The following is a 23,715-nucleotide window of genomic DNA, read 5'->3' on the forward strand; positions in this document are numbered from 1 at the left end:
CGTCACACCATCATGCCAGCTCCGCCGCTCTTCGCCCTTTCCCTGCTCTCCGCCGCCGCGCTCGGCTACGAAATCCTGCTGATGCGCCTTCTCTCCATCATTCAATGGCACCACTTCGCCTACATGATGATCAGTGTCGCCCTGCTGGGCTACGGCGCGGCCGGTGCAATCGTGGTCCTGGCGCAGCGCGCGATGGCACCCAGGTTCGCGGCGGTGTTCGTTACCGGCGCCATGCTGTTTGGCGTTGCCGCGATCGCCTGTTTCGCGCTGGCCCAGCGCGTCGCATTCAATCCCTTGGAAATTCTGTGGAATCCGCGGCAGACGTTGCGCTTGTTCTTGATTTATCTGCTCCTGTTCGTCCCTTTCTTTTGCGCCGCGACTTGTGTCTGTCTCACCTTCACCCGGTTCCATCATCAGGTCCACCGCATTTACAGTTTTGACGTCGTGGGCGCCGGGGTAGGCAGCGTCGCCATCATCCTTGCGCTCTTTGTCCTGACTCCAGTGGATGCGCTCCGGCTTGTCGGTGGCGCGGGTCTGGCGGCAGCCGCACTGGCAAGCATCGAGTGCAGTTGGCATCGACACTGGATGCCGGTGCTGCTGCTGGGAGCGGCGGCCAGTGTGCCGGCCGGCCTGCCAAACGATTGGATCGCGCTGCGGCCCTCCGAGTACAAGGAATTGAGTCAGACGCTACGCATCAAGGACGCACGGGTGGTCGCTGAAAGCTCGAGCCCGTTGGGTCTCGTCACCGTGGTGGAAAGCCCTTCGATTCCTTTCCGGCACGCCCCCGGGCTGAGCCTCAACGCGACGTTGGAACCACCGCCACAGCTGGGCGTGTTTACCGATGGCGAGGGGCTCTCCGCGCTCAACCGCTATGACGGACAGCACGAGCCGCTCGGCTATCTGGATTACCTTACCTCCGCGCTTCCCTACCACCTGCTGGAACGCCCTCGCGTCCTGGTGCTTGGCAGCGGCGCCGGGGCCGATGTGTTGCAGGCGATTTACCACCAGGCGAGCGCCATCGACGCGGTAGAGTTGAATCCACAGGTGATCGGCCTGGTGCAGGGCCGGTTTGCCGATTTTTCCGGCAAGCCCTACAGCGCGCCCAACGTCCGCGTCTTTGTCGGCGAGGCGCGCGGCTTCATCGCTGGCCGCGGCGAGCGCTACGACCTGATCCAGGTAGCGCTGCTGGATTCGTTCGGCGCCTCGTCGGCCGGCCTTTACGCGCTTTCCGAGAGCTATCTGTACACGGTGGAAGCGTTCCAGGACTACCTCCGCCATCTCAAGCCGGGTGGCCTGCTGGCGATCACGCGCTGGGTCACGCTGCCGCCGCGCGATATCCCCAAATTGTTTGCGACCGCAATGATGGCGATGGAACGCACCGGCGTGCCGCAGCCGTCCCGCCGGCTCGCGCTGATCCGCGGCTGGAAGACCGCGACGCTGGTGGTCAAGAACGGGGAGATCAGCGCTGCGGACATCGCCGCGTTGCGCGAATTCTGCCGTGCCCGTTCGTTCGACCTCGAGTACTACGCCGGAATGCAGGCTGCGGAGGCAAACCGCTACAACGTGCTCGAGAAGCCGTATTTCTTCGACACCGCGCAAGCCTTGCAGGCCACCGATCGCGACAGGTTCTGGGCGCGCTACAAGTTTGATATTCGGCCCGCCACCGACGATAAGCCATACTTCTTTCACTTCTTCAAATGGCGTTCGCTGCCCGAGCTCCTTGCCTTGAAGGAGCAGGGCGGATTGCCATTGCTGGAGTGGGGCTACCCGGTACTGATCGCGACCCTGCTTCAGGGCGCGCTCGCGACCCTGTTATTGATCATCCTTCCGCTCTGGATGATAAGACGCCGCCGTGGCTTGGCTCCCGACGCGTTACCGTCAACGGCATCCCATGTTGGAGGTGGCACTGAAGCAGGGGCCCTGTCAGGCCGGCGAGTCGCCCTCTACTTCCTCGCGGTTGGCGCCGCCTTCATGTTCGTCGAGATCGCGTTTATTCAGAAGTTCATCCTGTTCTTGAGCCACCCGCTCTATGCGGTGGCAGTGGTGTTATGCGCGTTCCTGTCGTTTGCCGGACTGGGAAGCCGATATGCACAGCGCCTGCAAGCGGGCGGCCCGCCTTCACGCAGCCCAGCGCCCGGGGCGCGCTGGAGGAAAGGCCGCTGGTACCCGGTAGGGTGGATTGTTTTCGCGATCTGTCTTATCTCTCTGCTCTACCTGGCCATCCTCTCACCCCTGTTCCGGCTGCTGATATCCCTCCCGGACCCGGCCAAGATCGCAATCTCCGCACTGCTGGTCGCGCCGCTCGCCTTCGTGATGGGAATGCCATTTCCGCTGGGACTCGGGCGCGTTGCCTCCCGCATGGAATCGCTCGTACCTTGGGCGTGGGGCATCAACGCCTGTGCTTCGGTGGTGGCTGCGGTGCTGGCCACCCTGTTGGCAATCCATCTTGGCTTTACCGCCGTGGTGCTTATCGCGCTTTTGCTATATCTCGCGGCGGCATTCAATTGTCCATAGACTCTGGGCATCCCGGTCGGAATGCGATTCGCCTCGCGGATGGCCGTGCCCCACCGCTTCGCCTTGTTCGATGGTGGCAAGTTGACGTGAGGACTTCCGCACCTATACTCCATTCAGACAACGGGCGTGGAGGCGATCGATGGGACCTTGGCGCTTCCGATTGTCCCTGTCACTTCGCGGCAGTTGCAGATGAAGCGCGAAACGCCTGGTGGCTCGCACCTGCAGCAATCGCGCGCGGCCCTGACGCTGGCTGCGCTGGGTATCGTCTACGGTGACATCGGCACCAGCCCCCTTTATGCCGTCAAGGAAACCTTCAATCCCGCCCATGGGATCCCGCTCGCACCCGAAAACATACTTGGCGGCATCTCGGCGATCCTTTGGTCGTTGATGGTGGTCGTTTCGCTCAAGTACGTGATACTCATCATGCGAGCGAACAATCGGGGAGAGGGCGGCATCATGGCGCTGCTCGCGCTGGCTTCATCGTCCGTGAAAAGGTTGGGGCGCCCGCTTACGCCGATCCTGCTGGTGGGCCTGTTCGGCGCGGCGCTCTTCTATGGTGATGCGGTGCTGACGCCTGCCATCTCGGTACTCTCGGCGATCGAGGGGCTCGAGGTGGGCACTACCGCTCTCAAGCCTTACGTCCTGCCCGTATCCGTAGGGGTGTTGATCGCACTGTTCCTGTTCCAGCGCCACGGCACCGCGACCATAGGCGCGCTGTTCGGGCCGGTCATGGTGCTGTGGTTCCTCGCGCTGGCCGCGGCGGGTATTTACGGCATCGTCCGGCATCCTGCTATCCTGGGCGCGCTCAACCCCCTGCACGCGTTCGGTTTCGTGACGAAGCATGGATTCGCCTCGTTTGCCGTGCTGGGTGCCGTGCTGCTCGCGTTCACGGGCGCCGAAGCGCTTTATGCCGACATGGGACATTTCGGCAGTGGTCCGATTCGGCTGGCATGGTTCGGGCTCGTGTTCCCGGCACTGGCGCTCAACTACCTGGGGCAGGGTGCATTGCTTGTAGTCAATGCCAAGGCCATCGAAAACCCCTTCTACCTGCTGTATCCAGCCTGGGCGCTATATCTGATGGTTGCCCTCGCGGCCGCGGCGACGGTGATTGCCTCGCAGGCCACGATATCGGGCGCCTACTCGCTTACCAAGCAGGGTATCCAGCTGGGTTTCCTGCCGCGCATGAACGTGGTCCAGACCTCGGCAAAGGCGATCGGCCAGATCTACCTGCCGGGCGTCAACGGGGTGCTGCTCCTGACGGTCCTGGCTGCCGTGCTTGGTTTCGGCTCCTCCTCGAGACTCGCTTCCGCATATGGCGTCGCGGTGACCGGGACCATGCTGACGACAACCCTCCTCACATTTTTTGTGATCCGCCACGGCTGGGGCTACAACCTGCTGCTAAGTGTGTTCGCAACCGGATTCTTCCTCGCGGTGGACGCGGCGTTTCTTTCCTCGAGCCTGTTGAAGGTCGCCGAGGGCGGATGGTTCCCGCTAATGGTTGGCGCCGGGATGTTTATCGTGATGCAGACATGGCTTCGCGGCAGGCAAGTCCTGCTTGAGCAGCTTCGGCGTTCCGATGTCCAGCTCAAACTGTTCCTCGATTCGCTATTTCGCGAGCCGCCACCGCGAGTGCGCGGCACGGCGGTATTCCTAACCGCGACGCCCGAGGTGGTGCCGCACGCGTTGATGCATAACCTCGACCACAACAGGGTGCTGCACGCGCGCGTCCTGTTCCTCTCCGTGACGATGAAGGAGGTGCCATGGGTGCCGATCAGCGAGCGCATCACCGTCGAGTCGCTCGGACACGACTGCTATCGGGTAGCGCTGCGCTTTGGCTTCATGAACCGGCCTGACGTCCCCCAAGCCCTCACCGGGTTGCCCTGGATATCGAGCCTCGGGTTCGACATGATGGAGACCTCGTTCTTTCTGAGCCGTGAGACCATCATTGCGGTGGCCGACATCCCCAGTGGGATGGCATTTTGGCGCAAACGCCTGTTTGCAACGATGAGCAGGAACGCCGGCAGCCCGGCCGAGTACTTCACCATTCCGCCGAATCGCGTGATTGAGATTGGTACACAGATCCGAATCTAGGAACGCTGTCCGAAGGCACTGCGTCAATCCCGGCCAGCCTCGCGCAGCCCGGGCCTGCTGGCCCGCTCCGGCTTGCGACCCTCAGAATCACTGCGTGGAAAGCAGGTCAGACCGGGGAGTCATCCAACAGCTGATGGCTCTATGGCCCCCTCGCAATTGGACGCCAGTGCATTGGCAAGCGACTTCACTCGAGCTGAATCTCGCCGTCGAACTGGACCTTGACCTGCAAGGCGGCCAGTTCCAGCGTGACCATGACCGGGAAGCGTTCGGTTCCGGTGATGGTGCCGGCGGCGATCGCCCTGGACACCGCCTGCTCGATTTCCCGCTGCGAGCTCACGCCGACGACTTTGAGGAACTTGCGGATGCTGAGGTTGAAGGCTTCTTCGTTCATCGCGCTCTCCTCGCGGCTACCACAAGGAAAGACTAGGCGCTGGGCTGCGTTTTTGCTGCCAAAAGAATCAATTTGCGCCTTGTAAGGCATTTGCGCGGCACCTTAGACTTCCACCTCCACCACCCGAGCCTTCAACCGCGGCGCGGCGAAATCAAGAAAAGCGCGCAACTTCAGCGGCAGGATTCCCTGTCCGGTGTGAACAAGGCTGATCGGCCACGGCGCCGGCTCAAACGGTGCGAGCACGATCTTGAGTGCACCGGCACGCAACGCGCTCGCCATCTGATAGGACACCACGCGAGTGATCCCAACACCGGCCACCGCCGCATCGATTGCGGCTTCGGCAGTGCTGACGGCAAGCCGCGAACGAACGCGCACCGCGATCTCCGACTTGCCCGACATGAAGCTCCAAACCTGCCTGGATGTCATCTGTTCGAACGTAATGCATGCATGCGCGGCGAGCTCAAGGGGGCTCGTCGGCGTGCCGTGTTCAGCGAAGTAGGCCGGGCTTGCGCACACCACCCGACGCACTGTGCCAATCCGTGTGGCGATGAAACTGCTGTCGGGCAGTTCGGCAATCCGCAATGCGACGTCGACGTGCTCTTCAAGAAGAGGCACCACGTGGTCGGTCAGCACCATCCGCACATCGATGTCCGGATAAGTTTTGAGGAAATCCGCGACCACGGGCAAGACGTGCAGGCGTCCGAAGACGATGGGTGCAGTGATGACAAGCTCGCCTTTGGGCGCCGCGTATTCCCCCGACGCCGCACGCTCCGCTTCTCCCACTTCCTCGAGAATGCGCCGGCATGCGGCGACATACGATTGCCCAGCTTCGGTGAGAGAAAGCTGTCGGGTGGAGCGATGCAGGAGTCGGGTTTTCAGGTGCGACTCCAGGTCTCCAACCTTGCGACTCACCGTTGCGAGCGGGATCTTGAGTTGACGCGCCGCAGCAGAAAAACTTCCTGCTTCGACCACAGCCACCAGGATCGACATGGATTCGAAACGATCAGCCACGTTCTCATTTTTTGGGAGGATGATTCCCAATAATGCCGGATTATCTTTACGAGTGGAAGGGGATAAGATCCGCAGCGTCTCCCCGGCAACCGAGGGCGGCGAACGATTTGAGGCTTCTCGACTGGCTGCTTTGGGCCGCCACGCCTCGGGTCCCCAAAAATCTGGAGAATGTGCTGTGTCAACGATTTCGAGTCCCAATCCGCAGTCTTCGCGAAAAACCGCTTCCATCAGAAATCTGCCCGTCAACCTGTTTGCATCGGTAATGGGTATTGCTGGACTTTCTATCGCATGGCGCCAGGCCAGCCAGGAATTTGGGGTAAGTCCGCTGATGTCCGAAGCAGCCGGTATCCTCGCCTTGATCGTATTCCTCGTGCTGAGCGCGGGATATCTCGTCAAGATGGTCAAACATCCTGACGCGGTCGTCGGCGAGTACCGACATCCCGTCGCCGGCAATTTTTTCGGCACGATCACGATCGCTATCCTGCTGCTCTCCTCGGTCGTTGCCCAACTGAGCCAGACACTCGCCGAAGTCATGTGGACAGTAGGCGCGATTTCAACGATCGCGCTCTGTTTCGCGATTGCGAGCCGGCTGCTGCAGGGAAAGATTGACGCTGCGCATGCAGTTCCCGCCTGGTTCATCCCGGGTGTGGCCACGTTGGATATCGCCGTTGCCGGCGGGACCATGCCAATGCCGTGGGCCCATGAAGTCAACCTGTTCGCAATGGCCGTTGGAACGATGATTGCCCTCTTGTTCTTTACGATGATCATGTCGCGAATGATTCACCACGAGCCTCTGCCCGCCGGCATGGTCCCTTCGCTGTTGATCCTGATGGCACCGTTCGAAGTTGGCTTTCTCGCCTACACCAACATGACGCAGCACGTCGACACCTTCTCCGGGTTGCTGTTCTACTTCGGTCTTTTCATATTCCTCACACTGGCGCCCAAGGTTTTCCGTAGGGGGATTCCGTTCGCTACCGGTTGGTGGTCGATCAGCTTTCCGATGGCAGCGCTGGCGAGTGCCTCGCTGAAATACTCGATGTTCGCCCAGGCCTGGCCCGTGAAGGTGATTGCAATCATCCTGCTCGCCATGCTAAGCATCGCGATTGTGGTTCTCTTTGTCAGAACGCTGCACATTCTCCTTAACGGTAAGCTGCTCGCCGGTTGAAACGGCACACAGATGGCTACCTGTGCGCCTGCGTCCGTTGCGCTGGCGTTTTGGGCGCGGAGATGGTTTGGCTCGCAGTTGACGAAATTCCCATGCAGGTCTGTGGTACTTCGTCCTCCACATAATGAAGCGGGCGTTGCCACGCTCGACATTTCGCGTCGCGGCTGGGTATGGGAATGGCGACCGATATGACCGAAGTTCAGGACCCGTGCATGTTTTCTGACCCGACTGGCGGCGCGCCGTCTCCACGACTCCCGGACGTAATATCAGAAGGTTTGGCAGTCGTTTTTTGTGGAATAAATCCCGGCATGAGAGCGGTGGCAACGAACCACCATTTCGAAGGAAATGGCAACCGTTTCTGGCGAGTCTTACAGTTGGCCGGTTTCACGCCAGAGCTAATGCGTCCTGAAAACGACCGGGACCTGCTCGACTATCGATGTGGATTGACAACAGCTGTTGGCCGACCTACGGCGCGGGCCGATCAGCTTTCGCCGCATGAATTCCTTGAGTCGGCTTCGCCATTACTGAAGAAAATCGAACTTCATCGCCCCACATATATCGCCTTCCTGGGAAAGACGGCATACGCAGCCATTTCGGGTCAGCGGCACGTCTTATGGGGACGTCAGAACGCCGTGTTCGGTGGGGCAAAAGTATGGATCCTTCCAAATCCGAGCGGTTTGAACCGCTCGTTCAGCCTCGATGACCTCGTTGGGGCTTATAGAGAGTTGTACCTTGCGATAGATTGACGCTCGCATCTTCTGGAGAGCGGGTGCGCGTGTTGTCCAGGACGAGTTGGGCGGGGTGCGTTGACATCGATGTGACCTGCGCGGTGAACGTAGATCCCGATCTGTAGAGGCCTGCCAGAAGTCAACGCAGCGCTGCTGCACATCCACATCGCACCGGATGCCTCGTCGGCGCCTGCTACAAGCCAACGCCCGAGTGGGTCGAGGCCTATTTCTCCCTGCTTACACACCTTGGAAGGAAATAGCGCTTGAGGAGCGCTTCAAGGCCGCCATCAGCGTAGTGCCGTACTGCGGTCGGCATTTTCTGCCACCGCCCGCGCCGTGCTCATTCGCGCGCGCGCGGTCTGGTGAATCATCTCGCGAAAGCCGCCGAGCAAAGGATCCTCGATGGCCATGCGGTTAAAGGCGAGCATCACCGGGTTCGCCGGAAGTGGCCGCCGTAGCTTGACGATGCGCAGCAGTCCGAATGCCACATGGCTGCGGGCGACGGATTCCGGTGCGATCGAGACCAGGCTGGTGCCTGCGACCAGGGCCAGGTTGGATTCGAAGGAGCGTGTCTCGATCACCGGCCGGATCCTGGGCAGGCCATGCTCGTTCCAGAACGTTTCGAAGGTCACGCGCGAGCTGGTCTCGGCGTCGGGTAGCGCCCAACCCTGGCCCAGCAGGCGGGACAGGTGAATGGGGCCTGCCGGGATGGTAGGGTGACCGGCCGCGCAGACGATCACCGTGCGCTCCTCATACAGACGCTCCACTACAAGGTCGTCGCCGTCGTCGCGCGTGGTGCTGCGCAGGATGGCGAAATCCAGGCTCCCGGTGGCGATCTGGTCGAACAGCATCTTTGAACTGCCTTCGGCCACGCGGAACTGGTAGGGCGTGTCGGCGGCCTGTGCCGACGTATCGGTCGGCACTGCCGGATAGAGCCGGGCGAGCAGGCCGGGCATCAAGGTGTGCATGGCACGCGGAATGCACCCGAGTTGGATCGGCCGGCGCTGCGGATCGGCGATGGCGTCGTTCAGCCGCTCGATCGCGCGCAGGACGAATCGCGCCTGGGACAGCACCGCCTTGCCTTGCGCGGTGGGCATGCTGCCGTGACTGGAGCGTTCGAACAGGCGGGCGCCCAGCAGGTTCTCCGCCTCGGCAAGCAGACGTGACAGAACGGGCTGCGGCACGCCGAGCTCGCGTGCTGCGCGATGCACGGAGTGGTTATCGCCCACGGCGACGAGGGCTTCGATATGGCGCCGCTGCAGCGGCTTGTTCGGCAGAGATGGCATGGCACGGGGAGGGGATACGAAATCAGCATAACTGGATGCGTAATCTATATCATTTACGCTATCGGGGGCGAGGTCTATATTGGGGCCATTCCAATTCACCATGGATAGACAGCCACCATGACACGCATCTCCGTGACGCCGCTCCAATCCAGTCTCGGCGCTGAAGTTAGCGGTATCGATCTGCGCCAGCCGGTCGATGACGAAGTCCTGGCTGCGCTTCGCGAAGCCTGGGCCCGGCACCTCGTGCTGCGTTTTCGCGGTCAGGCACTGTCGGATCCGGAACTGCTGGCTTTCAGCCGGCTGTTCGGAGAACTCGATCCGCCGGGGCCGAACCCGTACGGCAAGCCCTTCCTGAGCGAATTTCCGGAGATCAATGTGATCTCCAATGTCAAGGTCGATGGCGTGCCGATCGGCAACCTGGGCGACGGCGAGGCGGTGTGGCATTGCGATATGACCTATGTCGAGCGACCGCCTCGCGCCGCGTTGCTGCACGCGCTTGAAATTCCGCCCGGCGGTGGCGATACCTTCTGGTCGGATATGTACCTCGCCTATGAAACCCTGCCAGACCATACCAAGGCGTTGATTTCGGGACGCCGCGCCATTCACGACGCCACCTACAACAGCGCCGGCATGATGCGCAAGGGCATGAAGGAAGTGACCGACCCGCGCGAAGCGCCGGGCGCGCATCATCCCCTGGTCATCGCGCATCCCGATACCCGCCGCCCCGCGCTGTTCCTCGGCCGCCGCCGCAACAGCTATGTGCTGGGCATGGACCTTGCCGAAAGCAATGCGCTGCTGGACACGCTATGGGAGCATGCCACCCGGCCCGAGTTCACCTTCCGCCAGGAGTGGCAATTGCACGATCTGATCCTCTGGGACAACCGATGCACGCTGCACCGCCGCGACGCATTTGATCCGAATGCCTCCCGCATCATGCACCGCACCCAGATCAAGGGTCCCGCCATCGAAGCCTTCGACCCGGCCTCGGCTGGCATGGCGCTGGAGTCGTGAACATGGATGGCTTGCACCTTCCCATTCGCCGCGTCGAGGTATTTGGCGTGGCCGTGCCCCTGGTCGGCCCCGGCTTTCGCAATGCTTATGTCACCAAGACCGTGCAGAAGAGCGCGCTAGTACGCCTTACCGCGGAAGACGGTTCGATCGGGCTGGGCAATATCGATCCCTCTCCCGGCTATTCAGTGGAAACCATCGAACAGTCGCTGCTGGCCATCCGCGACGAACTCGCGCCGCTGGTGCAGAACTGCGACGCCGGCAATCCGCATCAGGTGATGCAGCGCATGGACCAGGGTCGCTCAGGTTACCTGGACGCCAAGGCGGCGATTGAGATGGCCTGCGTCGACATGTTGGCGCGCCGGCTCAATATCCCGGTGCACCAGTATCTGGGCGGCGCCGTGGTCGATACAGTGCGCTTCAATGCGTGGATTGGCATTGTTCCGCCCGACGAGGCGGCCGCGGAGGCCCGCAAATGGTTTGACCGCGGCTTCCGCTCGGCCAAGATCAAGGTCGGCGGGGGCATCGAGGCCGACCGCGATCGCCTTGCGGCGGTGCGCGACGCGGTCGGGCCGACCATGACCTTGCGCGCCGATGCGAATGCCGGGTACAGCGTCGAGGAGGCGATCGCGCTGGGCCGCTTCCTGGAACCGATTGGCCTGCAACTGCTGGAACAGCCGGTGGCTGAGGACGACCTTGCCGGCATGGCAAAGGTGCGGCAGGCCATCGGCATCCCGGTGATGGCCGACGAATCGATCACCGATCATGCCAGCCTGATCGCGGTGATCCGCGCCAACTGCGCCGATATCGTCAAGCTCAAGGTGATGAAGCAGGGCGGCTTCCTGACCTGCAGGCGCATGCTGGAAACCGCCAGTGGGGCTGGCATGAAGGTTGTTATCGGACACGGGTTCGGGCTGGGCGTGAACACGGCGGCGGAAATCATGCTGGCATGCACCAGCACCGATGTGCTGGAAGGGCTGGAATGCGTCGGGCCGCTGAAGACTGCAGACGACATCGTGACCCACAAGCTCGATATGAGCAGCGGCGCGGCCGCCGTTCCCGCCGGCTGCGGGCTTGGGGTTGAACTTGACGAGGAGAAGGTGGAGCGCTACCGGTTTGCGTTCTAGCGCTTCTAGCGCATGTGCCATTGCAGCACGGCAGAAATATAACCACGGCAAAAGTGGTACCAGGAGACAAGCATGTCCTTACGGAAGCTCTCTGTTCTTTGCACGGGCTTGTCGCTGCTCGCCGCGATCGCGGCGGCGCCGGCCCGCGCGGCCGACTGGCCCGTCAAGCCGGTCACCATCCTGGCGCCATTCGCCGCGGGCGGCACCGTCGACCTGGTGGCGCGCGTGATGGCGGTGAAACTGGGCCGCGAGCTTGGCCAGCCCTTTGTCGTTGATAACCGGGGCGGCGCCGGTGGCACCATCGCCACGGCCATGCTGGCGCGTGCCGCCCCCGATGGCTACACGCTGATGATCCACCACATGGGCCTGGTCTTCAGCGATTCACTCTATAGCCATCTTCCTTACGACACCAAGCGCGACATCTTGCCGGTCGCCTATATTGGCGCCACGCCAAACGTCCTGGTGGTGACTAAGACCTTGCCGGTCAAGACCATGGACGATTTCCTGGCGCTGGCCAAGGCCAAGCCGGGCTCGATCAACTATGGCTCCGGCGGCATCGGCAGCGCCGGCCACTTGCCCATGGCAGTGCTCGGCATGATGACCGGGACCCATCTCCAGCACGTGCCGTACAAGGGTTCCGGCCCGGCGCTGACGGAGCTCGTGTCCGGCCAGATCCAGTCCATGCTGTTGACGATTCCCGCTGTGATGCCCTTTATCAGTTCCGACATGGTCCGTCCGATCGCCACTTCAGGCAAGAAGCGTTCGCCGGCATTGCCCAACCTGCCGACCATGGAGGAAGCGGGCATCAAGGGTTTCGCATACGCGCCCTGGTATGGCTTTTTCGCGCCCGCCGGCACGCCGCCGGCAGTGGTGCAGAAGCTGCATGATGCTGTCGGCAAGGTCCTGCACGATCCTGAAGTCGTGGCGAGACTCAGCGGCGAGGGGATTGAAGTGGAAGCGATGCCGCGCGAGCGGTTTGCCAGCATCGTCGAGGCCGACATGGCGCGCTGGGGCAAGACCATCAAGCAACTTGGCATCAAGACGCAGTAGGGCGTATCCGCGATGTGTGCAAATCAGCCGGAAGGCGGCGCCGGCCGCCGCGAGCCCCGCTCCCCCGCCGACCTGTTCGTGACCTTCACCCTGCTGGGTCTGCAAGGATTCGGCGGCGTCCTGGCTGTGGTGCAACAGGAACTGGTGGAGCGCAAGCGCTGGCTGACGCGCGAGGAGTTCGTCGAGGACTGGGCGGTGGCGCAGATCATGCCGGGTCCCAACGTGGTCAACATGGCGCTGATGATCGGCGGCCGTTCGTTCGGCCTGGCCGGTGCGATGGCTGCGCTGGCGGGCATCCTTGCACTGCCGCTGGTGGTGGTGGTTTTGCTAGAACTGCTACACGCGCGCTTTGCCGATCATCCCGGCGTGGCGGGCGCGCTGCGCGGCACCGGGGCAGTGGCCGCAGGGCTGTTCGCGGCCACCGGGCTCAAACTGCTGAGCGCGCTGCGTGCCAATCCGCTGGGCCGCCCGCTTGCCATCGCACTGGGCGCCGGTTGCTTCGGCGCGGTTGCGCTGCTGCGCTGGCCGCTCGTCTACGTGCTGCTGGGCCTGGGCACCTTCGCCTGCCTGCTCAGCTACCGGAAGCTCAAACCGTGAGCGGGGCACCGATGCTGACGCTGGGGTGGGGCGACTGGCTGAGCCTGTTCTCCCATTACCTGTCGCTGTCCTTGCTGTCGATCGGCGGCGCCATCACCACCGCGCCCGATATGCACCGCTACCTGGTGGATCAGCAGCACTGGCTCAACGACGGTCAATTCAATGCATCGGTGACGATCGCCCAGGCAGCGCCGGGTCCCAATGTGCTGTTTATCGCGTTGCTTGGATGGAACATCGGCATGAACGCGGGCGGCATCCCCACGGCGCTGCTAGGTGTGGTGCTAACCATGTCCGGCATCCTGCTGCCCAGTTCCACGCTGGCCTACGTCGCTGCCCGGTGGGGCCACCGCAACCGCGGCTTGCGCGGCGTGCAGGCGTTCCGGCAGGGTATGGCACCGATCGTGATCGCGCTGCTGATCGCGACGGCCTGGACGCTGTCCAGCGTTCACGACAACGCGGCGCGGGACTGGCGGCTATGGCTGTTGACGGTGTTCACCGCCCTGATCATCTGGCGTTTCCGGATGCACCTGCTGTGGCTGCTTGCCGCGGGTGCCGTGCTGGGGTGGTTCGGACTGGTTTGAACGCCGGAACCATGACGTGCGGAATGCCCATCGCATCGGGCTTCGGGCTACAAGTTTCCGGCAAAGTCCTTGTCCGAGTTGCTCAGCTATGCCCGTAGCTATCCCAGGAAGATCAAATACGGCTCTTCGGGCGTTGGCGGCTCGTCGATTCCCTGCCGCGCTTCGTGTCGGAACAGATCTCCACTCTTTGGGGACAGCCGATGATTGTAGACAACCGCCGGGGGCGGCCGGCAACATCGGCATGTCCATGTCTACCGGCCGGGCCCGGCATCCGGGTCGAGACGGGCTATGGCCAAGCCAATACGGTCGGCCCATATTACGATCCGCTGATCGCCAAGATCATCGTCCATGCTGCAGATCGCCCCGGCGCGATCGCACTGGCGCAAGAGGCCTTGCAAGCCACGCAGATTGCCGGTGTGAAAACCAATCTTCCCTTTCTGGCAAAGACGTTGGCTCACCAGCCATGGCACGACGGGCGTCTGCACACCGGGCTGGTTGCGGACATTACTATTTGGCCTTTACAGACAGCCGGCATAATCATCATTATGTTAAATGACCTTCCGGAGCGCACTCCCACACCCCGCGCGGCTTTGCGGGACAATTCCCCCTTTGCTCCCCAGCATGTCCCGCCGCCCTGAATACGCCAACCTGGCCGAACTCGAGTACTACACGCGCGGCCTGCCGCTCGATGCCCTGGCGCGCAAGCTGCGCTGCACCCCCGACACCGCCCGCGCCTGGCTCACCGGCGCCCGCCCCGCGCCCTGGTGGACCGTGCCGGTGGTGCGCCTGAACCACCTCGAGAGCGTCGAGCTCGCGCGCCAGATGGGCTACGCCAAGGCACTGCCGCGCCTCGGCCTGGTGCGCGGCCAGGTGATCGAGCTGCACCGGCCCAAGCCAAGCCCCGCACCCGTTACGGAAAACGTAACGGAAATGCCCGCACCGGGCGAACTGCGCGCCTGAGCTCACCACCAGCGCACCACCGCCACCAGCGGCGTCACGCAGAGGCACAGTATCCCCGCGCCAATGCAGAACCGCAGCCAGGGGCTGGCCGGCGCTTCGCACTCGATACCTTGACGGATATCCACTTTTACCTTAACTTTCGATGTCAAGTTCTTCTCTCGGGCCTACCCGTGATTGGAAACAGAGAGCCGCACGGGATACCAGCCCCTGCGGCTTTCGCTTTTCTGGCGGCCTGCGCGCCTTACTTGCGCTTCTTGAAACGGCCGTTGGCCTGGCGCGGCGGGGTGCGTCGCTTCTTTGCCATGGTGCTCTCCTATTGATGGTGTTCTAGGTGCCGGTCTAGCCGGTCGTGCGCAGCCTTGGCCGAATCGGCCGCCGCCTTGATGCTGGCGGCCATGCGGCCCAGGTCCGCGCGGATGCCGCCATAGATGCCGCCCGCCGTGGCCACGGCCCCCAGCAGCGCCTTGAGCATGTCGGGCGTCATCCAGTCCATGCTTAGGCCTTGCGCTCGGGCAGGAACACGGCCAGCGCGGCCAGCACGCCCGCAATGGCCTGCGCCGTGACATTGACCTTATCCGGGTTGGCGCCCAGCGCCATGGCGATGCCACCCAGGCCCGCCCAGGTGGACGGCTCGCGCAATCGATTCAGAAACGACATGTTTTCTCCTAGTGCCTGCGATAAAGGATGGCGGCGCCGCCGCCGGTGTCCGATGCAACGTAGTCGGTGCTCGGGTAATACGTGTCCACGCTTGGCGGGACGATTGGGTAATCGGTAATGGTCGGTGCGTCAGCACTGGTGCCGCTCACCATGTACGACAGGAAGTCCCCCGCGGGGCAGGCAAAGGAGGCATCCCAGGAACGCCCCTCGGCCTTGGCCTGTTCGCACGCCGTCATGTTGGTGCGCGGCAGGCCGATCGCATCGCCAATGCCCAGCACGGTGCCGGTGGCGACGTCACCCGCCAGCCCCACCGCACCCGCCGCTACAGCCGCAGCCGCATCCGTGGTGCTGCCTTTTTTTTTGAGCCAGAAGCCCGCCGCCGCGATCAGCGCGACGCCCAGCACCAGCCCAGCGTAGTGGCCCTTTTCCATGTTCAGCCTCAGTAGTACGACAGCGGCATATCCACCGTCGTGCCGAAGGTGTACGCGCCATTGAGCGAACCCATTTCACCGTTGGTAATGCCCGGCGCCATGGCCTGCTCCATCGGGCCGTTGCCATAGTCGAAATTGGCGACTTGCAGCGCGGAATCGCCCGGTGCAAACACGCCCTGCACCATGCCGCGCGCCGCTGCGCTGCCGCCGTACAGGGTGTTGCCCAGGTCGGCCGCGTTGGTGATCAGGCTCGCCCAGGCCGGCAGCTTGCTCTGCACGCCGGTCAGCGGGCGCAGCGCGGTGTTGGCCGGCGCGGACGCCGCACGCGCGGCGGTCGGCCGCATGAATTGATAGGCCGCGAAGGCGAGGCCCACCAGCGCGATGCCGGTCAGAATGTCATCGTTCTTCATGCGAGTACTCCCCCTGCGTTTTGGTAGGCCGACAGCAGCGAGGACAGCGCGTTTTCACGCTGCCCGTAGCCGGCACCGGGCAGGCTCGCCCATTCCCGGCGGCACTTGTTGATAGCGCCGGCAATGTCGCCCGCGTAGATGCTCGACAGCGCGCCGCGCCGGCGGATTAGCTCGGTGGCGCCCGCGTCCTGCGAGGCCGGCGAGAAGTCCGGCAGGCGCAGCGCGTTGCGCACGCTGTCCCAGGTGGCGGCAATCATCTGGTAGCGCCCGGCCGCCGTGCTGTAGTTGCCAATGGAGGCAATCCACACCTTTTGGCGCGGATGGTCGATGTAGCTGCCAAAGGTAGAGCCGCCCACGAGGATGTTGTAACCATCATCGCCGCGCCCCTTGGTGCCCTCGCTCACCGCGATCATGTCCAGGAAGGCCCGCAAATTCGGGTTGCTCATGTCCGGGGTATCCGTGTTGAAAATCGAAAGGAGATCGAAGCCGCCGCCGCTGTCGGTGGCAATGCCATCGGTGCCCGCGCTCGAGTCCGTCACCGTGGCCGAGGCATTGCCGCTATACGCCACCGCCAGCATGGCAGCGGCGCCAGCAGCGAGCAGCATGAAAGGCGCGGCGCTTGCCATCAGTTGCCCGCACAGAGGAATGTCACGGCATCGCTTCCGGTGCCAACAAACCTCACGCTTGAACCGCTTTGGTTTTGCACCGACACAGGATTGGCCGCCGTCGCATCGTTGGCCGTGCACACATAGCCGTTCGTGCCGCTGTAGACGGCCGACCCTGAAAGCGTCACGGTCGCGCTACCACCTGACAGGCTCACACTGCCCGACACCATGTGCGGCGCGTTGACCGCGGCGCCCGTGGTGCCGTACATGGGCATCGTGCCCGTAGTCGTCGCACTGATCGCGCCCGTTACCTTGGTCGAGCCGTTGACCTGCAATGTGTTGGTGCCGTCATCGGTGGACGTGTTCACCAGTACATGGGTCGATGCCGTATTGGCAATGCGCACGGCGCCGCCGCCCTTGGCATTCAGGTCCAGATTTGCCGCCGCTGCGCCACTGCCCGCCGTGATAGCGGAAATGTTCGAACCGTTCACTCCAAGCAGCAGCGTATTGTCTGAAAGGCTCATGGCCTGCGACTGGATCACCGCGCCAGAAATCGAGAAGCCCGACAGGTCGATACCGCTGGTGATACTGCGCTTCGTGGCCGGATTGTTGACCCACACATAGCCCAATAGTGTCGATCCGCTATACATCGGGTCCACGCCATTGAAGTCGGTAAAGCACATCCCGCACTTCCATCCGGTATGCGGTCCATATGGGCCGTTGGCCGTGCTGCCGCCGATCATCATCGCCGCATCAACCACCGATCCTCGCACCGTGTTAAAGCCGACGATGTTTAATCCGGTCTGGTACTTGAACGATGCCCCCGCTTGGGAGTAGGTGTCGTTTTCCTGCGCGACGATGCCCAGCAGGTTGGTTGCTGCCGGATCTGCATACGCGATACCGTTCAGCCCGAAGAAGCCGCCGCGCGCGTCAGTCGTCAGGTTGGTTCCACCGTCGCTGTTCGCCGCGTGCGACTGTCCTACCACGCCGACATAGTTCCGGTTGGTGTTGCTCGCGCTGGTCGCGCCGCCCGAGTTATAGGTGATTCCATTGACCGCAATCCGGCCGCCCGTGGTGGTCGAGCCGCCGAAATACATGTCGTTCTGCGACGCGATATTAAAGCCGCTGCCGATCGCCGCACTGTCCGGCGTGGTCGCCGTCGCTAGGTTGGTCGTAACCGGCCCGTGCGCGTTGAAATTCTGCACGTCATACGTTTGCGCGAAGGCGCCGCAAGATAACGCAAGCGTAACCAGCGCGCCAAAAAAAATCTTTTTCATACCGGATATCCCGAAGCGTTGACCCACACCATAGGCGAATTTGTTTTGACCGTGACCGGATAGCCTAGCGTCAGGTCCAGATACTGGAAACCGACCGGCGCCGATGCCGGCCGATTGGCCGTTGTGCCCGATGCGATCACGCGCGCGCGGACTAGCGTACTCATGCCTTCACCGTTTGCAGGTTGACCGCTGCGCCCGTGCCGGCCGGCGTAGATGCATACCACGCGGCGCCCGGCGCCTCCGTCTCGTTCCAGAAGTCGCCTGGATTGAGCACAATGGCCGCCTGCGCGTAGGTCGTCGTGTTATCCGGCGTGATCGCCACGGGCCCCGCCGAACTGGCTGGATTGTAGAACCGTACTGCGCGCCGGCCGGCATCGGCCGCCAGCAGCACTGTACCGGCCGTATTCGCTGCTACTGCCACCGGCGCTACAGTGGCCGGCGTCTGGCTCGCCGCGAGCGTCATCGGCACCGGGTTGGCGCCGGTGTTGTTGATTCCTACATTGGTCGCTGTCAGCGTGGCGCCCGACACATTTACCGTGCCGTCTACCGTGACATGGAACGGGCTGGCGCTGTTCGATACCGGCAGGCTTGGATTTGCCACGTTCACACTGGTGGACGTAACTTGCAGGTCAATATCGCCATCTGTGACGATGAATTGCACGTTGGTGTCGACCGTCGCGGTAATGGTCAGGCCATCAAAGCCCAGCACCGGCCGCGCCTTGAAGCCGGACCCCACGGCCATCACGCGATAGGCGAAGGAACCGGCCTGCATAAAATCCACTTCCAGATTGTTGCCCTGGTCGGCCGTCTGGATTACGAAGGCCGCGCCGCGCACGGACACCAACGTGGGGATGCCAGCCTTGAATAGCTGTTTGATGGTCTGCATTTATGCTGCCTTCTTGAGTAGCGGCGCCAGCGCCACGATGCCGACCACCACCAGCGCGCCAATGACGATCACGCGTTGATTCCCGGTCTTGCTGTCTTGGTAGGCCGCCGCCACGCTATTGCTGGCGCTCTGATAGGCCGCCGCTTCGCCGCTGGACGCGCCCCGGTACGCGTCCGCAATGGCTTGCGTGGCGCGGTCCATGGCGGTTTGCGATCCCTGGATTGTGGCAAGCTGGCCCGATAGCGCCATCTCGGCCGTGTGCTGGCTGCCACTGAGCGCGCCGGTGGCGAGGCTGGTAACCGAATCCAGCGCGTGGCTGCCCAGGCCAAACGCGGCTTGGGTGGCGCCGTGGTCCACCTGCTGGGCATTGACGATGACCGTACTGCCACCGGACGCGGACCCGGCCACGGCCCCGTTGTCGGTGTACAGCTTCTGGTCGATGTTGTTGTTGGTGGTGTTCGCCTGGCTGGACGAATCGCCGCCGAAATTACACGGCGTGGGCGGCAAGCCCAGCGCCATCAGCTTGATCTGTTGCGGACTGCGGATCATTGGAGCACCTTGCGCATGATGACGCCGTTGCCGGCCCGGCCCGCCGGCTGATAGCCCAGCGCGCCCGCCTTGCGCATCAGGCCCGGCCGGCGCGTTTGGAATGCGACGGACGCGAAGCCCTGCGCCTGTTGTTCGATGATGGCGAGGCCGGCATCGGTCAGGTCAAAGCCCGCCCGCCCCGCCGCCGCCAGAATGTAAAGCTCGTCGCCGTGCGCCTGCACGCTCCAGGCGAATACCGGCGCCCCGCCCTGCTCCAGCACGAAGCAATGCCCCGCGCGCGCCATTTGCTCCACGGTTTCCCCCGTGGTGGCCCAGCGCGACACCGGCGCGAGCACCGGTAGCGCTTCGGCAGCGGTGACCGGGCGGACTTTCACTTGCGACGCAGCGCCAGGAAGACGATGCCCGCCACGGCCAGCAGCAACATGGTGTTGCTCTTGGCCGTGGTGCTGGCGCCGGTGCCGGCGCTGCTGGTGATCGCCAGCGCCTGCGCGGCCGGCGAGCCGCCCACGACGAAGGCGCCGGTACTGAAACCGGACGCCATCCCGCCATAGGCGCCCGAAGGGCCGCCGCCGCCTGCCGAGAAGTTCAGAGGCATGGGAAACATCGCTTACCCCCGGACCGCGCGCAGCACGATGAAAATCAGCCCGCCGAACACCAGCAGGTTGGACAAGCGCGCTTGATTGAAGGACACCACCGGCCCCTGGCCGTTGGCGTACACCTGCCCGTTGGCGCCCCGGTAATAGCCCTGCGCCGGTCCGGCCCACTGGTGGTTGATGGAGTCCAGCGCCACGGCCGATCCCAGCACGTCTGAGAGCGCGCGATTCCAGTCCAGGCCCGAGCCGCCCGCGTCGAACTGGCTGGCGGTGGTCGCCACCTGCGACGATGGCGACGGCGTTTGCGCATAGGCAAAGCCGTAATCGCCGCCCGGCGCACTGCCGCCGAGCAAGCCATCGTCAATGCTGGTATTGAGGTCCGAGCCGCCGCTGTAGTCGGTCAGTGCCATAAGGCCCCCTTACTTGCGGTTGACCGGATCAATGATGCGGTTGTAGACGTTCAGGTTGACCGGGCCGCCGGTGGTGGTCAGCTTCAGATACGTGTTCTTGCCGGCGACGGTGTTCAGCAACTTGGCGCGCAGCCCTTGCAGGAAGTAATCCAGCACGGTCATGCCGTTCTGCTCGACCTTGCCGTAACGGGCATGGATCAGAGACAGATCGGCCGGGGTGACCTCGGTAATGATCACGCCATTGTTGCGGACCTCGATACCCGAAATCGAACCGGCGGCCGAAACGTATTTCCACGTTACGGTGCCGTCCGTGATGGCCGCGCCGGTGCCGGTCGGGCCGCCCGAGGAGGCCGAGGTGCCGGCGGTGGTCACCTGATACAGGTTGCCGCCATTCACGGCGTAGGCGTTCAGCGCGTAGGCCGTCGAACCCGCCCACGCTGCACCGTAGTTGGACTGCATCAGGAAAATCTGCTTGACCAGCGCGCCATTCGGGCCGGTCGGCAGCGGCAGGTATTGATCGCCCGTGCTCGGGAAGGCGTAGGACGCCTTCTGTTGCTTGATGATGTACGGGTTGCCGGAAGGCTCCGACACCTGCGCCCGCGCCACCATCGTGGAGCCGCCCGGCGCCGACGCATTGAGCGTGAATTCCAGCGTCATCATCTGGAACAGATTGGACGGCAGGCAGGTCAGCAGCATTTCGGCCGCAGCGCTGGTCGGTCCCTTGGGGGTGCCCGAGCTTTTCGCGTTCGGCTGGGTGAAGTCCAGCACAATCTGATTGGTGGCGTTGGGCAGGCCCTCATAGAGATTGTGCGCCAACTGGTCGGCGCCGGTGGTTTCGTACACCACCTTGCCGTCCACCTTGAGTTGGATGCGGTCCATGTGCGTGATGAGCAGGCCGCCGCCCAGGGCGATATAGAACGCCTCGTAGGTCGGGCCCAGCGCCGGCTTCATGATGGCGATTTGGCCGGGTACGATGTTCTGGAAGTCAATGACGCGTTCAACACGCATGGTTTTGTCCTTGGTGGTTGCGGGGTGGTGCTGTCGGGTCGGCTTAGACGCCGCCGGGCAGGTATTGGCCCACGACCGGGACTTGCATCACGTTGCGTTGCACGAATGCGGTAATAGCGAAAACGGCCAGCACCGCGAGGGCGCCGTGAATGTGCTTCTTGTCCATGTCTCAGTTCTCCGATTGAGAGACGCGCCAGACGCTGTTTGCATCCACGAGCGCTTTGGCCTTGGGCACTTTCGAGATGATCCAGGCCGCCACCAGCACGCCCACGGTGGTCGCAATGACCTCCTGCGAGAGACGGTGTTTGGACGGTAGGTAATCGCGAAATGCCACGCTGGCCCCTTGGGTTGTCAGGAGCCTTCACGATGGGCAAAAAAAAACGGACTGTCAAAGTCCGAAAAACGCAGCGTTTTGCAGCATTTCGCTGCGTTTTTTTGAGGGCGTCGCCGAAAATATTTTTAAGTTTTCGGCACTTTCACCACACCCCGCTCGATGCGGCTGTCGTCCGCGAAGCGGTGCAGGTAGTGAAACTTGGGCAGCGCGAGGATTTCATCGGCCTTGATGAACATCACGTTCGCCATGATCTTGGCGTCATTCTGGTAGCCCACGCAGTAGGAGCGGACCTCCGAGCAGTTGCCGAAAAAGTCCTTGTCGACTTGCGCCGGGCGCTGGGCGGTACCGATCAGGGTCAGGCCCTGGTGCCGGCCCGCCGTGCTGAGGTTCTTCCAGGCCGGCGGCGCCCAGCTCGGCGTAGTGACGCGGGAGAGCTCCTCGACCACGATCCACCAGCCCTGCAATTCCCAGGCGATGCGGCAGAAGCGATCGAACGCGGCCTTGATATCGCCGCTCGGCACCAGCACCAGGCGCCGGCGGCCGGCCTTGAGCGCGGCCACGAGCTCGGCAATGGTGCGCACGAGCTGGCCTTTGATGACCTCGGCGTATTTGTCGGTGGCCTCGAGCGGCGACCACACCAGCACCGGGCCGCGGTGCTTGCGCAGCAGGCTCTTGACGAAGATGCCCTTGCCGCTGCCCGAGCGCCCCACCACGCCGATGATGCGCGCGCTGTTGGCGGTGGTGGCCGTCATGCTGCCAGCGGCTCCGCCAGGGCGATATCGCCGGCCTGGTGCTCGGGCGGTACCGGCTGCGCCAGGCCGGCGGGCGGCGCGCCCTTCTCCTGCGCCTTGGCCTTGACGGCCTTGACCGTGTTGAGCGTGCCCAGCGCGAGCGGGAAGGCGGCCACGGCCAGCCCGAGCAGCGGGTGCGAGAACAGCGAACCCGCCCCGCCCCAGCCGTACATTTCGTCACAGCGTGACAGCGCGTCGCCCAGGTTATCCATGCGCTCGCCGGTCCAGACCGGCTTGGCTTCGGGCAGCGCGGAGCAGACGATATCGCCGGCCGCGCGCACCGCCTGGCGCCAGCCCTCGGCGTTGTCCTGCTGTTCCTGCTGCTGCACGGCCTGCGCGGCCGCCTGCTCGGCGCCCTGCTGCTCGGCCAGTTCGGCCGTTTCCTCGGCCGCGATGTTGTCCAGGGTTGCGGTATCCATCAAAGCCCCATGAAGATGCTGTTGCGTTTCGGCTTTTCGCTGCGTTTTTCCGGTGCCGGCGCGGGTGCCGGCGGCTCGGGAATTTGCAGCGAATCGCTGGGTTTTTCCGGTGTTTCGTCGTCGTCGCTATGCGGCGACACGGTTTCCAGGAATTTGCGGCTTTTCGCCTCTTTGGTGTGCTGCACGCGCACGCCGCACGCGTGACAGCGGTAATAGGCCATGCCGCCGACATTGGTCAGCACGTCCACGCCGCGCCCGCAGTTGTGGCACTCGCCCCGCCCGATGAGTTTCGCCATGGCCTACCGTCCTTACTGCGCGGTGGCGGTGGCCGGCGCCGTGGCGGCGGTGTCGCTGGCCGGCGTGGGCGACAGCGGCAGGCCTGCCGGCTCTGTCGGCTTGGCGGCGCCGTCCAGTGCGGCCAGCAGCGCGGACATGTCCGAGTTCTGCGCCAGCACTACGTTTTCCAGCTTGGCGATGCGGTCGGTCAGGTCCGAGTTCTGCGCCAGCACTACGTTTTCCAGCTTGGCGATGCGGTCGGTCAGGTCCGCAATGTGGGTGTTGACCTCGGTGGCAAAGGCGGCGCTTTCCATATGCGTCGGCAGGTTGCCTTGGATGCGGGCCACGAAGTTATCAACGATGGTTTGCAGGTTTTCAAGCATTGGATTTCTCCCGAATTTCCCGAGTGATCAAGGTAAGCAGCCCGCCCAGCTCGGTCAGGGAGGCTGCCAGTTTGGCGCCGGCCCCGAAGGGCAGCGCCTTGACATCGCGGACCGCTTTCTCGGTCCAGGCTTGGACGAGCTGCTCGAGCTCGTCCGGGGTCTGTGTGTTCATGCTGT

Annotated in this window: 35 protein-coding genes; 11 read left to right on the top strand and 24 right to left on the bottom strand. The window is 63.4% G+C overall.

All coding sequences use genetic code 11. The features are described from left to right. Positions 1–12: 12 nt before the first annotated feature. Complete coding sequence (locus tag ACGLHR_RS03785) at positions 13–2,514, top strand: SAM-dependent methyltransferase (protein ID WP_400092192.1); 2,502 nt, start codon at positions 13–15, stop codon at positions 2,512–2,514. A gap of 189 nt (positions 2,515–2,703) precedes the next feature. After that, on the top strand, positions 2,704–4,605 hold the full coding sequence (locus ACGLHR_RS03790) for a potassium transporter Kup (protein WP_400092004.1): 1,902 nt from the start codon (positions 2,704–2,706) through the stop codon (positions 4,603–4,605). Positions 4,606–4,789: 184 nt separating this feature from the next. On the opposite strand, the gene ACGLHR_RS03795 is transcribed toward ACGLHR_RS03790, so the two are convergent. Both ACGLHR_RS03795 and ACGLHR_RS03800 read right to left on the bottom strand, forming a co-directional pair. Continuing rightward, on the bottom strand, positions 4,790–4,996 hold the full coding sequence (locus tag ACGLHR_RS03795; RefSeq protein ID WP_400092006.1) for a DUF6494 family protein: 207 nt from the start codon (positions 4,994–4,996) through the stop codon (positions 4,790–4,792). A 102-nt stretch (positions 4,997–5,098) separates the two neighbouring features. Then, on the bottom strand, positions 5,099–5,986 hold the full coding sequence (locus ACGLHR_RS03800) for a LysR substrate-binding domain-containing protein (RefSeq protein WP_400092194.1): 888 nt from the start codon (positions 5,984–5,986) through the stop codon (positions 5,099–5,101). A 196-nt stretch (positions 5,987–6,182) separates the two neighbouring features. Between ACGLHR_RS03800 and ACGLHR_RS03805 the strand changes: the two genes are divergently transcribed. Next, complete coding sequence (locus ACGLHR_RS03805; protein WP_400092196.1) at positions 6,183–7,172, top strand: SLAC1 anion channel family protein; 990 nt, start codon at positions 6,183–6,185, stop codon at positions 7,170–7,172. A gap of 212 nt (positions 7,173–7,384) precedes the next feature. Beyond that, positions 7,385–7,918 (top strand): G/U mismatch-specific DNA glycosylase, encoded by a 534-nt coding sequence (mug, locus tag ACGLHR_RS03810; protein WP_400092198.1) that lies wholly within the window; start codon positions 7,385–7,387, stop codon positions 7,916–7,918. Between the two features lie 269 nt (positions 7,919–8,187). Here the strand turns inward: mug and ACGLHR_RS03815 are convergent, their stop codons facing one another. Continuing rightward, positions 8,188–9,186, bottom strand: coding sequence for a LysR family transcriptional regulator (locus tag ACGLHR_RS03815; RefSeq protein WP_400092007.1), 999 nt, complete (start codon positions 9,184–9,186; stop codon positions 8,188–8,190). A gap of 117 nt (positions 9,187–9,303) precedes the next feature. Between ACGLHR_RS03815 and ACGLHR_RS03820 the strand changes: the two genes are divergently transcribed. The 7 genes from ACGLHR_RS03820 to ACGLHR_RS03850 all read left to right on the top strand — a co-directional run bounded on the left by ACGLHR_RS03820 (position 9,304) and on the right by ACGLHR_RS03850 (position 14,509). Continuing rightward, positions 9,304–10,197: a TauD/TfdA dioxygenase family protein gene (locus ACGLHR_RS03820; protein ID WP_400092008.1), complete on the top strand. Its 894-nt coding sequence runs from the start codon at positions 9,304–9,306 to the stop codon at positions 10,195–10,197. A gap of 2 nt (positions 10,198–10,199) precedes the next feature. Continuing rightward, the gene (locus ACGLHR_RS03825; protein ID WP_400092009.1) at positions 10,200–11,321 is read left to right on the top strand and encodes a mandelate racemase/muconate lactonizing enzyme family protein; all 1,122 of its coding nucleotides are present in this window, start codon (positions 10,200–10,202) and stop codon (positions 11,319–11,321) included. A 72-nt stretch (positions 11,322–11,393) separates the two neighbouring features. Further along, complete coding sequence (locus ACGLHR_RS03830) at positions 11,394–12,371, top strand: Bug family tripartite tricarboxylate transporter substrate binding protein (RefSeq protein WP_400092010.1); 978 nt, start codon at positions 11,394–11,396, stop codon at positions 12,369–12,371. Between the two features lie 12 nt (positions 12,372–12,383). After that, positions 12,384–12,968 (top strand): chromate transporter, encoded by a 585-nt coding sequence (locus ACGLHR_RS03835; RefSeq protein ID WP_400092011.1) that lies wholly within the window; start codon positions 12,384–12,386, stop codon positions 12,966–12,968. Next, entirely contained in the window at positions 12,965–13,549 is a 585-nt protein-coding gene (locus ACGLHR_RS03840; protein ID WP_400092013.1) for a chromate transporter, read from the top strand. Before ACGLHR_RS03835 ends, ACGLHR_RS03840 begins: the two co-directional genes overlap by 4 nt. Positions 13,550–13,713: 164 nt before the next feature. Then, positions 13,714–14,187, top strand: coding sequence for a hypothetical protein (locus ACGLHR_RS03845; protein ID WP_400092016.1), 474 nt, complete (start codon positions 13,714–13,716; stop codon positions 14,185–14,187). Beyond that, positions 14,171–14,509, top strand: coding sequence for a hypothetical protein (locus tag ACGLHR_RS03850; protein WP_400092018.1), 339 nt, complete (start codon positions 14,171–14,173; stop codon positions 14,507–14,509). Before ACGLHR_RS03845 ends, ACGLHR_RS03850 begins: the two co-directional genes overlap by 17 nt. A 2-nt stretch (positions 14,510–14,511) precedes the next feature. Here the strand turns inward: ACGLHR_RS03850 and ACGLHR_RS03855 are convergent, their stop codons facing one another. The 21 genes from ACGLHR_RS03855 to ACGLHR_RS03955 all read right to left on the bottom strand — a co-directional run bounded on the left by ACGLHR_RS03855 (position 14,512) and on the right by ACGLHR_RS03955 (position 23,710). Next, positions 14,512–14,658, bottom strand: coding sequence for a hypothetical protein (locus tag ACGLHR_RS03855; protein WP_400092020.1), 147 nt, complete (start codon positions 14,656–14,658; stop codon positions 14,512–14,514). 164 nt (positions 14,659–14,822) lie between these two features. Next, the gene (locus tag ACGLHR_RS03860) at positions 14,823–15,002 is read right to left on the bottom strand and encodes a hypothetical protein (RefSeq protein WP_400092021.1); all 180 of its coding nucleotides are present in this window, start codon (positions 15,000–15,002) and stop codon (positions 14,823–14,825) included. 2 nt (positions 15,003–15,004) lie between these two features. Beyond that, positions 15,005–15,166 carry a hypothetical protein gene (locus ACGLHR_RS03865; protein ID WP_400092022.1) on the bottom strand — a complete coding sequence of 54 codons (162 nt, stop codon included), beginning with the start codon at positions 15,164–15,166 and terminating at the stop codon, positions 15,005–15,007. A gap of 8 nt (positions 15,167–15,174) precedes the next feature. After that, positions 15,175–15,597 (bottom strand): hypothetical protein, encoded by a 423-nt coding sequence (locus ACGLHR_RS03870; RefSeq protein WP_400092023.1) that lies wholly within the window; start codon positions 15,595–15,597, stop codon positions 15,175–15,177. Between the two features lie 8 nt (positions 15,598–15,605). Beyond that, complete coding sequence (locus ACGLHR_RS03875) at positions 15,606–16,007, bottom strand: hypothetical protein (RefSeq protein WP_400092024.1); 402 nt, start codon at positions 16,005–16,007, stop codon at positions 15,606–15,608. Next, positions 16,004–16,612 (bottom strand): glycoside hydrolase family 104 protein, encoded by a 609-nt coding sequence (locus ACGLHR_RS03880; protein ID WP_400092025.1) that lies wholly within the window; start codon positions 16,610–16,612, stop codon positions 16,004–16,006. The genes ACGLHR_RS03875 and ACGLHR_RS03880 overlap by 4 nt, the downstream gene beginning before the upstream one ends. A gap of 20 nt (positions 16,613–16,632) precedes the next feature. Beyond that, a complete protein-coding gene (locus tag ACGLHR_RS03885) occupies positions 16,633–17,889 on the bottom strand; it encodes a hypothetical protein (RefSeq protein WP_400092026.1) in 1,257 nt (418 codons plus the stop codon). Continuing rightward, a complete protein-coding gene (locus tag ACGLHR_RS03890) occupies positions 17,886–18,053 on the bottom strand; it encodes a hypothetical protein (RefSeq protein ID WP_400092027.1) in 168 nt (55 codons plus the stop codon). The genes ACGLHR_RS03885 and ACGLHR_RS03890 overlap by 4 nt, the downstream gene beginning before the upstream one ends. Continuing rightward, the gene (locus ACGLHR_RS03895) at positions 18,050–18,775 is read right to left on the bottom strand and encodes a hypothetical protein (protein ID WP_400092029.1); all 726 of its coding nucleotides are present in this window, start codon (positions 18,773–18,775) and stop codon (positions 18,050–18,052) included. Before ACGLHR_RS03895 ends, ACGLHR_RS03890 begins: the two co-directional genes overlap by 4 nt. Continuing rightward, complete coding sequence (locus tag ACGLHR_RS03900; RefSeq protein WP_400092031.1) at positions 18,776–19,324, bottom strand: hypothetical protein; 549 nt, start codon at positions 19,322–19,324, stop codon at positions 18,776–18,778. Then, positions 19,321–19,698 carry a hypothetical protein gene (locus tag ACGLHR_RS03905; protein WP_400092033.1) on the bottom strand — a complete coding sequence of 126 codons (378 nt, stop codon included), beginning with the start codon at positions 19,696–19,698 and terminating at the stop codon, positions 19,321–19,323. The genes ACGLHR_RS03900 and ACGLHR_RS03905 overlap by 4 nt, the downstream gene beginning before the upstream one ends. Next, positions 19,695–19,919 (bottom strand): hypothetical protein, encoded by a 225-nt coding sequence (locus tag ACGLHR_RS03910; RefSeq protein ID WP_400092035.1) that lies wholly within the window; start codon positions 19,917–19,919, stop codon positions 19,695–19,697. The genes ACGLHR_RS03905 and ACGLHR_RS03910 overlap by 4 nt, the downstream gene beginning before the upstream one ends. A gap of 12 nt (positions 19,920–19,931) precedes the next feature. Beyond that, positions 19,932–20,327 carry a hypothetical protein gene (locus ACGLHR_RS03915; RefSeq protein WP_400092037.1) on the bottom strand — a complete coding sequence of 132 codons (396 nt, stop codon included), beginning with the start codon at positions 20,325–20,327 and terminating at the stop codon, positions 19,932–19,934. Between the two features lie 9 nt (positions 20,328–20,336). Next, positions 20,337–21,335 carry a major capsid protein P2 gene (locus tag ACGLHR_RS03920; RefSeq protein ID WP_400092039.1) on the bottom strand — a complete coding sequence of 333 codons (999 nt, stop codon included), beginning with the start codon at positions 21,333–21,335 and terminating at the stop codon, positions 20,337–20,339. A 43-nt stretch (positions 21,336–21,378) separates the two neighbouring features. Further along, positions 21,379–21,501 (bottom strand): hypothetical protein, encoded by a 123-nt coding sequence (locus tag ACGLHR_RS03925; protein WP_400092040.1) that lies wholly within the window; start codon positions 21,499–21,501, stop codon positions 21,379–21,381. Positions 21,502–21,504: 3 nt separating this feature from the next. Then, complete coding sequence (locus tag ACGLHR_RS03930; protein ID WP_400092041.1) at positions 21,505–21,669, bottom strand: hypothetical protein; 165 nt, start codon at positions 21,667–21,669, stop codon at positions 21,505–21,507. Between the two features lie 125 nt (positions 21,670–21,794). Then, complete coding sequence (locus ACGLHR_RS03935) at positions 21,795–22,421, bottom strand: hypothetical protein (RefSeq protein ID WP_400092042.1); 627 nt, start codon at positions 22,419–22,421, stop codon at positions 21,795–21,797. Then, complete coding sequence (locus ACGLHR_RS03940) at positions 22,418–22,879, bottom strand: hypothetical protein (protein WP_400092044.1); 462 nt, start codon at positions 22,877–22,879, stop codon at positions 22,418–22,420. Before ACGLHR_RS03940 ends, ACGLHR_RS03935 begins: the two co-directional genes overlap by 4 nt. Further along, positions 22,879–23,175, bottom strand: a complete 297-nt coding sequence (locus tag ACGLHR_RS03945) for a hypothetical protein (RefSeq protein ID WP_400092046.1) — start codon at positions 23,173–23,175, stop codon at positions 22,879–22,881. The genes ACGLHR_RS03940 and ACGLHR_RS03945 overlap by 1 nt, the downstream gene beginning before the upstream one ends. A gap of 12 nt (positions 23,176–23,187) precedes the next feature. After that, positions 23,188–23,538: a hypothetical protein gene (locus ACGLHR_RS03950; protein ID WP_400092047.1), complete on the bottom strand. Its 351-nt coding sequence runs from the start codon at positions 23,536–23,538 to the stop codon at positions 23,188–23,190. After that, entirely contained in the window at positions 23,531–23,710 is a 180-nt protein-coding gene (locus ACGLHR_RS03955) for a hypothetical protein (protein ID WP_400092049.1), read from the bottom strand. The genes ACGLHR_RS03950 and ACGLHR_RS03955 overlap by 8 nt, the downstream gene beginning before the upstream one ends. Between the last annotated feature and the right edge of the window lie 5 nt (positions 23,711–23,715).

This window comes from Cupriavidus sp. CuC1, from assembly GCF_044627735.1.
Classification (GTDB): Bacteria; Pseudomonadota; Gammaproteobacteria; order Burkholderiales; family Burkholderiaceae; genus Cupriavidus; species Cupriavidus ulmosensis.